This is a genomic window from Azospirillum sp. B4 (genome assembly GCF_000333275.1).
Lineage (GTDB): Bacteria > Pseudomonadota > Alphaproteobacteria > Azospirillales > Azospirillaceae > Nitrospirillum.
In genome coordinates, this window is the sequence record NZ_BACU01000558.1 from 1 (window position 1) to 6354 (window position 6354).

Consider the following 6354-nt stretch of genomic DNA (forward strand, 5'->3'; position numbering starts at 1 on the left):
GCTGTCGGTCTGCACCAGCGGGGCCGCTTTCAGGTCCGTCATCCAACGCCCGAACTCCTCCAGCAGGGCGTGCGCGCCATCGCGACAGCTGCGGAAATAGGCGATCGACAGGAAGATGTCGCCATACTGGGCCAGGAACTCCGGAATCTCCGTCAGCTTCAGGCCCAGCCGGCCGGCGATGTGCCGCAGGTTGGCCAATGTTTCCGCCCGGTCCGGATTCGACAGCATGGCCGTCAGGTCGCCCATGTTCTCCACCCGGCCGGCCTGCTCCCCATACACCCGGCGCAGCAGGGGGCGGGTGAAGCCCTGCATGTAATGGGTCAACTCCTCCTGCTTCTCCGGCGACAGCACCAGATGCTGATGCTCATCCACTGGGATGCCCAGGGCCCGCAACTCGATCCGCAGGGAGTAGACGTCGAAGGAGGCGATGCCGCCCAGTTTCAGCAACAAGGTCATGTCCCGTTCCAGGGAAGCCTTGTCGGCGGTGAATTCCCGCCCCAAGCCCTCGATCTGGATCAAACCGGTACCGGCGCGGGCGTCCCGGAACAGCTCCACCATCGTTTCCAGGCGCGTCGTTTTCACCAGCCGCGCCCGTTTCAGGCCGTTGACCGCCAGCGGCAACAGGCTGAGGGGCAACAGGTGCAAGGCGTCGGTTTCATCGGACCAGGCGCTGGTGTCGCGATCCGCCGCCGCGTGGGCGATGCCGTCGGCGCGGGGCGCCTCCACAACGACGGGGCGCAGAGGCATGGGGCGGGGCAGGGGCGGCAGGGCCGCCCGATGGTCCGCCTCCGGGGGCGCGTCTTGGACTGCAAGCGGCATATGGTTTCCTCAAAGCCGTAATGCGGTCCGTCCTGTCATGTAGACGGCCGTCGCCAGGGACGAAGAAGGGGGCTGCCACCCCCAAACCTGCTAAACAGCATAAATCCAATTGAGTACCAGTAAAGTACTAACTCGTCTTAGCAGCCAGGCCTGCAGCATATTTCCTCCGCCCCAGACGCGGAATGCAATAATTCCATCAAATCCAATATAATTATTTGTCACAATTGGCCGCTTTCCGTCTGAAAGCTCATTACGCCGATCCTTACTGAAAATATCGCCGCTTGCGCGGTATCGCGCGGCGTGGTGCGGGCCGCCCGTGCGCGCGCCGCCGGGCAGCCATCCCGTTCTTGCCTGTCGGCGACGGTGGGGCCATAGTCCGGCCCCGATGCGGTGGCGCCCCCCGTGGCGGGGGTGTCGCCGCCCCCTCTGACCGTCCCTAGGGATCCCATGCGCTTTCCGCACCGGCACCTGCTTGGCATCGAGGGCCTGAGCCCGGCCCAGATCAACACCATCCTCGATCTGGCCGACACCTACGTCGACCAGAACCGCAGCCCCAACAAGAAGTCGGACGTGCTGCGCGGCAAGACGGTGGTGAACCTGTTCTTCGAGAACTCCACCCGCACCCGCACCAGCTTCGAGCTGGCGGCCAAGCGGCTGGGTGGCGACGCCATCAACATGTCGGTCGACGGTTCCAGTGTGAAGAAGGGCGAAACCCTGCTGGACACCGCCACCACCCTGAACGCCATGCACCTGGACGTGCTGGTGGTGCGGCACCCGGAGTCGGGGGCGGTGAAGCTGCTGGCCGACAAGGTCAACTGCGCCGTCATCTCCGGCGGCGACGGCGCCCATGAGCATCCCACCCAGGCCTTGCTGGACGCGCTGACCATCCGCCGCAACAAGGGCCGGCTGGACGGGCTGACCGTCACCATCTGCGGCGACATCCTGCACAGCCGCGTCGCGCGCTCCAACATCCAGCTCTTGAACATCATGGGCGCCCGCGTGCGCGTGGTGGCGCCGCCCACCCTGCTGCCCCGCGCCATTGGTGAGCTGAGCGTGGAGGTGCACCACGACATGGCGACCGGCCTGAAGGACGCCGACATCGTCATGATGCTGCGCCTGCAGCTGGAGCGCATGCAGGGCCAGTTCGTGCCATCGGGGCGGGAGTACTACCGCTTCTTCGGCCTGGATTACGAGAAGCTGGCGGCGGCCAAGCCGGACGCCCTGATCATGCATCCGGGCCCCATGAACCGCGGCGTGGAGATCGACAGCCTGGTGGCCGACGACATCCACCGCAGCGTCATCCTGCAGCAGGTGGAACTGGGCGTGGCCGTGCGCATGGCCTGCCTGGATCTCCTGACCCAGCATGGTCGTAACGACCCGGCCTGACGCGCCGACACGCCCAACCATCCCGCCTTCACGCCTCACGCTTCCCGGGACCATCCCCCCATGGCCACACACGCCCGCACCGCCATCCTGAACGCCCGCCTGCTGGATCCGGACAGCCGCCTGGACCAGCGCGGTTCCCTGCTGATCGACGGCGGCAAGATCGCCGACCATGGTCCCGGCCTGTTCCGCGACGGCGTGCCGGAGGGCATCGAGGTCATCGACGCGGACGGGGCCTGCGTCGCCCCCGGCCTGGTCGACCTGCGCGCCCAGGTGGGGGAGCCGGGGCACGAGGACAATGAGACGCTGAAGACCGCGAGCCAGGCGGCGGCGGCCGGCGGCGTCACCGCCCTGGCCTGCCTGCCCGACACCGACCCGGTGATCGACGACGTGGCGGGCCTGGAGTTCATCGCCCGCCGCGCGCGGGAGGTGAAGCTGGTGAAGGTTTTCGCCTATGCCGGCATCACCCGCGACCTGAACGGCCGGGAGCTGACGGAGATGGGCCTGCTGGCCGAGGCCGGCGCCGTGGGCTTCACCGACGGCGGCAAGGCCGTGGCCGACGCCCTGGTGATGCAGCGGGCCCTGGCCTACGCCAGCATCTGGGGCCGCCCCATCCTGCAGCACCCGCAGGAGCCGCGCCTGGCCACCGGCGCCATGAACTCTGGGGAAATCGCCACCCGCCTGGGCCTGTCCGGCATTCCGGCGGTTGCCGAGGTCATCATGCTGGAGCGCGACCTGCGCCTGGTGGAGGCCACGGGCGGCCGCTATCACGCCGCCGACATCTCCACCGCCGAATCCGTGGCCGTCATCCGCGCCGCCAAGCGCAAGGGCCTGAAGATCACCTGTGACACCGCCCCGCCGTACTTCACCCTGACGGAACGGGACGTGGGCGACTACCGCACCTTCTTCAAGTTGTCGCCGCCCCTGCGCACGGAGGAGGACCGGCAGGCCATCGTCGAGGGCCTGGCCGATGGCACCATCGACTGCATCACCAGCGACCATCTGCCCTGGAACCAGGATGCCAAGCGCGTGCCCTTCGCCCAGGCGGCCTTCGGTTCCGTCGGCCTGGAGACCCTGCTGCCCCTGACGCTGGATCTGGTGCACAAGGGGCACATGAGCCTGCTGGACGCGCTGGCCGCCGTCACGGTGAAGCCCGCCGCCGTGCTGGGCCTGAACCTTGGCCGGCTGCGCACCGGGGCCGCCGCCGACCTGGTCATCTTCGATGCCGAGCGGCCGTGGCGCGTGGATGCGGAGGCGCTGCACAGCAAGTCCAAGAACAGCTGTTTCGACAAGCATCCCGTCCAGGGCCGGGTGCTGCGCACCCTGGTGGATGGCCGCACCGTCTTCACCCTGGCGGCGTGATGCCCATGGACACGGCGGCGCTGCCCCTGATGCCCCTGCTGCTGGCGCTGGCCGGCGGCTATCTGCTGGGCTCCATCCCCTTCGGCCTGGTGCTGGCCTATCTGGGCGGCTATGGCGACATCCGCAAGATCGGCTCCGGCAATATCGGCGCCACCAACGTGCTGCGCACCGGCAACAAACCCTTGGCCGTCGCCACCCTGGTGCTGGACAGCGGCAAGGGCGCCATCGCGGTGGGCCTGGCCCATTGCCTGGCCCTGAGTTTCCTACCCTCGCCGGACGCGCCGCACCTGGCCGCCCTGGCGGCCGGCGGTGGCGCCATGCTGGGCCACACTTTTCCGGTGTGGCTGGGCTTCAAGGGTGGGAAAGGGGTCGCGACGGCGCTGGGCGTGCTGCTGGCCACCAGCTGGCCGGTGGGCGTCATCGCCTGCCTGACCTGGCTGCTGGTCGCCGTGCTGTTCCGCATCTCCTCCCTTTCCGCCCTGGTGGCCTTGGCCTTGGCGCCCGTGGTCGCGTGGTTCCTGCCTACCGTCTGCCCGGTGGCCGCCGGCTTCGGCGCCGGCGGGGCAGAGGCGGCCCTGGCGCTGGCCATCGCCATCCTGGTCTGGATCCGCCACCACGCCAACATCAGCCGCTTGCTGGCGGGGACGGAGCCCAAGATCGGGCAGGGGAAGAAGAGCGACGCTGCGGGCTGATCTGCCCCAGTGGCCTCGACTCCGCTTGGGCGCATGGTGGGTTCACTGGCGACCGGCTGACTTGGAGACCAGTGGCGGCGGCCTGCTGGACCACATCCTTATACTCCCCATTCTCCAATATGCGCCCTCGACGGAAAAACGCCACGGCGCCCAGAAAGCTGCGCCCGGTCATCGGCGCTGACTGCGTATTTTCCGAATGGCAAACCCGCCGTCGGTTGGCAGCGACGGGCGGGGCGTTTGCTTTTTGGGGATGGCCACTACCGGCAGGGCCACGCCAATCGGCGCTGGAAGCCTGTATCGCTCCGCCGTCTGGATGGCTTCCCCACCCTGGATATAGCTAGAACATGGGATAGACCCACGCCTATAGCGATCTTATTATGATGATGGGCATACCGAAGCGCGTAATGTAGAAAACAATATACCTATAGATTGTTAGAACATTCAACATTGCACTTTGCGCTGCAACTGTTTGCCTCCCCCTGCTGATGCTGGGGGACCGTCCTTTGCCTAACGTCCGCGTTTTCCCTCTCGCCCTGACGATCATCCCGCCCTGACGATCATCGTCGTGGCCCGTGGTTGCTTGCCCGGCGGGTGGAAAGCGCCTGTCCGTTCCCGGCGCGTCGGCACGTGCCGGCGCCTTGAGTCTTGCCCCATCCCTCTGACAGGAGAAGCTCCATGACCGCCCTCTATCTCACCCCGCCCACCACCAGCACCCCTTATCCCACGGAGCTGGCCTCCGGCAGCGTTGTGCTCTACGCCGACCCAAACTGGACCAGCACCAGCTACACCATCACCACAGGCTCCAGCATCGAGGGGCGCCAGTACCCCTTCAGCGGCACCTCGCTGAACGACCAGGCCACCTGGCTGGCGTTCAACCTGCCGACCGGCGTGGTCATGACCCTATTGCAGAATCCGACCACACCCGACCCGACCCAGCCCTACAACTTCGCCAATGCCGGCGTGTGCGTCGACCTGATCGGCAACGGCCAAACGCAGACGGTGGACCTCAAGGCTCTGGGCGCCAACGACTGTTTGTCGGCCTACATCTGGCGCCGGGTGAACTTCGACGACGGTCTGTTCCAATTGTTCGACGGGGCGGATTACACCGGCAACCGCAACACCTTCTTTCTGGGGGAATGGGCCAAGGACACGATCCATACCCTGAAGGACTGGTTTATCTGCGATCGGGCGGCCTCAATATACTTCGGCTCCCTGACCGCCCAGTCGTTCACGCTGTTCGACGGCGGCAATGGTGAAGGCGCGTCCGTCAGCTTCGCTGGCTGGTTGGACATTCACGAGGTCAACAACCTGGGGCCCTACAGCTTCAATGACAGGGAAGGGTCGTGGAGTTGGGCGTTGCTGACGCCGCTCTATGCCACGGTATCGCCCTTCACCCTGGTGGTGCCGGCGGCCGATGATCCGTCACTGACCATCACCAACGCCATTAACGGCGTCAACCAGGGCAGCGCCACCCTGGTGGACAAGGTGACGGTGACCAGCGCCAACCAGCAGTCGCTGACCCTCTCGGTCACCGACTCCCACACCATCGGCTCGGTGGAGAGCGTGAAATTCACCTACGGCGAAAAGGACGTGGCGCAGCTCCAGGTGTCTTGCTCCTTCTCCCAGAGCTACACCTATTCCGGCACCAAGACGACGGTGGTGACGGAGACCATCACCCTGGAGGTGGAGCAAGACGTCAGCGTCCCCGCCAATTGCCAGTATGAATCGACGCTGGTCATCCAGTTCGCCGCCATCGACCAAACGGCGTTCTCCACCTCCGGCGTCTTCTATTACAGCCAGCCGGTCCCGGGCTCGACCTATGACGCCACCATGTCGGACAATCTGCGTCAGCCGGTCTACGCCCTGAATCAGACGGTGACCGGCACCATCGGTGGCGGCATCGCCCTCAACACCACGTCGTCAACGGTGACCACCCCGTTATCCTGATTGGGGCGGTGGTTGCCCAGGGGGGCTGTGGCGTCAGCGCCCCCTGGGCTCGCCGCTTCTTCGGGGCCACCGCCGCTTCCCGCCATCGCCCTGGACGGCACGAACCCCTTAATGGTTCGGCCTTATCAAAAGGGGCGGAACAAAACTGATC

5 protein-coding genes are annotated in these 6354 nt (G+C 66.3%); 4 read left to right on the top strand and 1 reads right to left on the bottom strand.

Annotated features, from left to right (window positions below; genetic code table 11):
- Positions 1–819: hypothetical protein (locus tag I55_RS25100; RefSeq protein WP_085940106.1), on the bottom strand; the 819-nt coding region annotated here is incomplete at its 3' end.
- A 447-nt stretch (positions 820–1266) separates the two neighbouring features.
- On the opposite strand from I55_RS25100, the gene I55_RS25105 reads away from it, so the two are divergent.
- The 4 genes from I55_RS25105 to I55_RS25120 all read left to right on the top strand — a co-directional run bounded on the left by I55_RS25105 (position 1267) and on the right by I55_RS25120 (position 6203).
- Positions 1267–2205, top strand: coding sequence for an aspartate carbamoyltransferase catalytic subunit (locus I55_RS25105; RefSeq protein WP_044563456.1), 939 nt, complete (start codon positions 1267–1269; stop codon positions 2203–2205).
- Between the two features lie 60 nt (positions 2206–2265).
- Positions 2266–3564, top strand: coding sequence for a dihydroorotase (pyrC, locus tag I55_RS25110; RefSeq protein ID WP_044563457.1), 1299 nt, complete (start codon positions 2266–2268; stop codon positions 3562–3564).
- Positions 3564–4256: a glycerol-3-phosphate 1-O-acyltransferase PlsY gene (gene plsY / locus I55_RS25115; RefSeq protein WP_044563458.1), complete on the top strand. Its 693-nt coding sequence runs from the start codon at positions 3564–3566 to the stop codon at positions 4254–4256. Before pyrC ends, plsY begins: the two co-directional genes overlap by 1 nt.
- Positions 4257–4931: 675 nt before the next feature.
- A complete protein-coding gene (locus I55_RS25120) occupies positions 4932–6203 on the top strand; it encodes a hypothetical protein (RefSeq protein WP_044563459.1) in 1272 nt (423 codons plus the stop codon).
- The last annotated feature ends 151 nt before the right edge of the window (positions 6204–6354 follow it).

Bases quoted from the DNA above. Each gene is read 5' to 3' on its own strand.
- plsY (WP_044563458.1), top strand. From the start codon at position 3,564: ATGCCCATGGACACGGCGGCGCTGCCCCTGATGCCCCTGCTGCTGGCG.
- pyrC (WP_044563457.1), top strand. From the start codon at position 2,266: ATGGCCACACACGCCCGCACCGCCATCCTGAACGCCCGCCTGCTGGAT.
- I55_RS25105 (WP_044563456.1), top strand. From the start codon at position 1,267: ATGCGCTTTCCGCACCGGCACCTGCTTGGCATCGAGGGCCTGAGCCCG.
- I55_RS25120 (WP_044563459.1), top strand. From the start codon at position 4,932: ATGACCGCCCTCTATCTCACCCCGCCCACCACCAGCACCCCTTATCCC.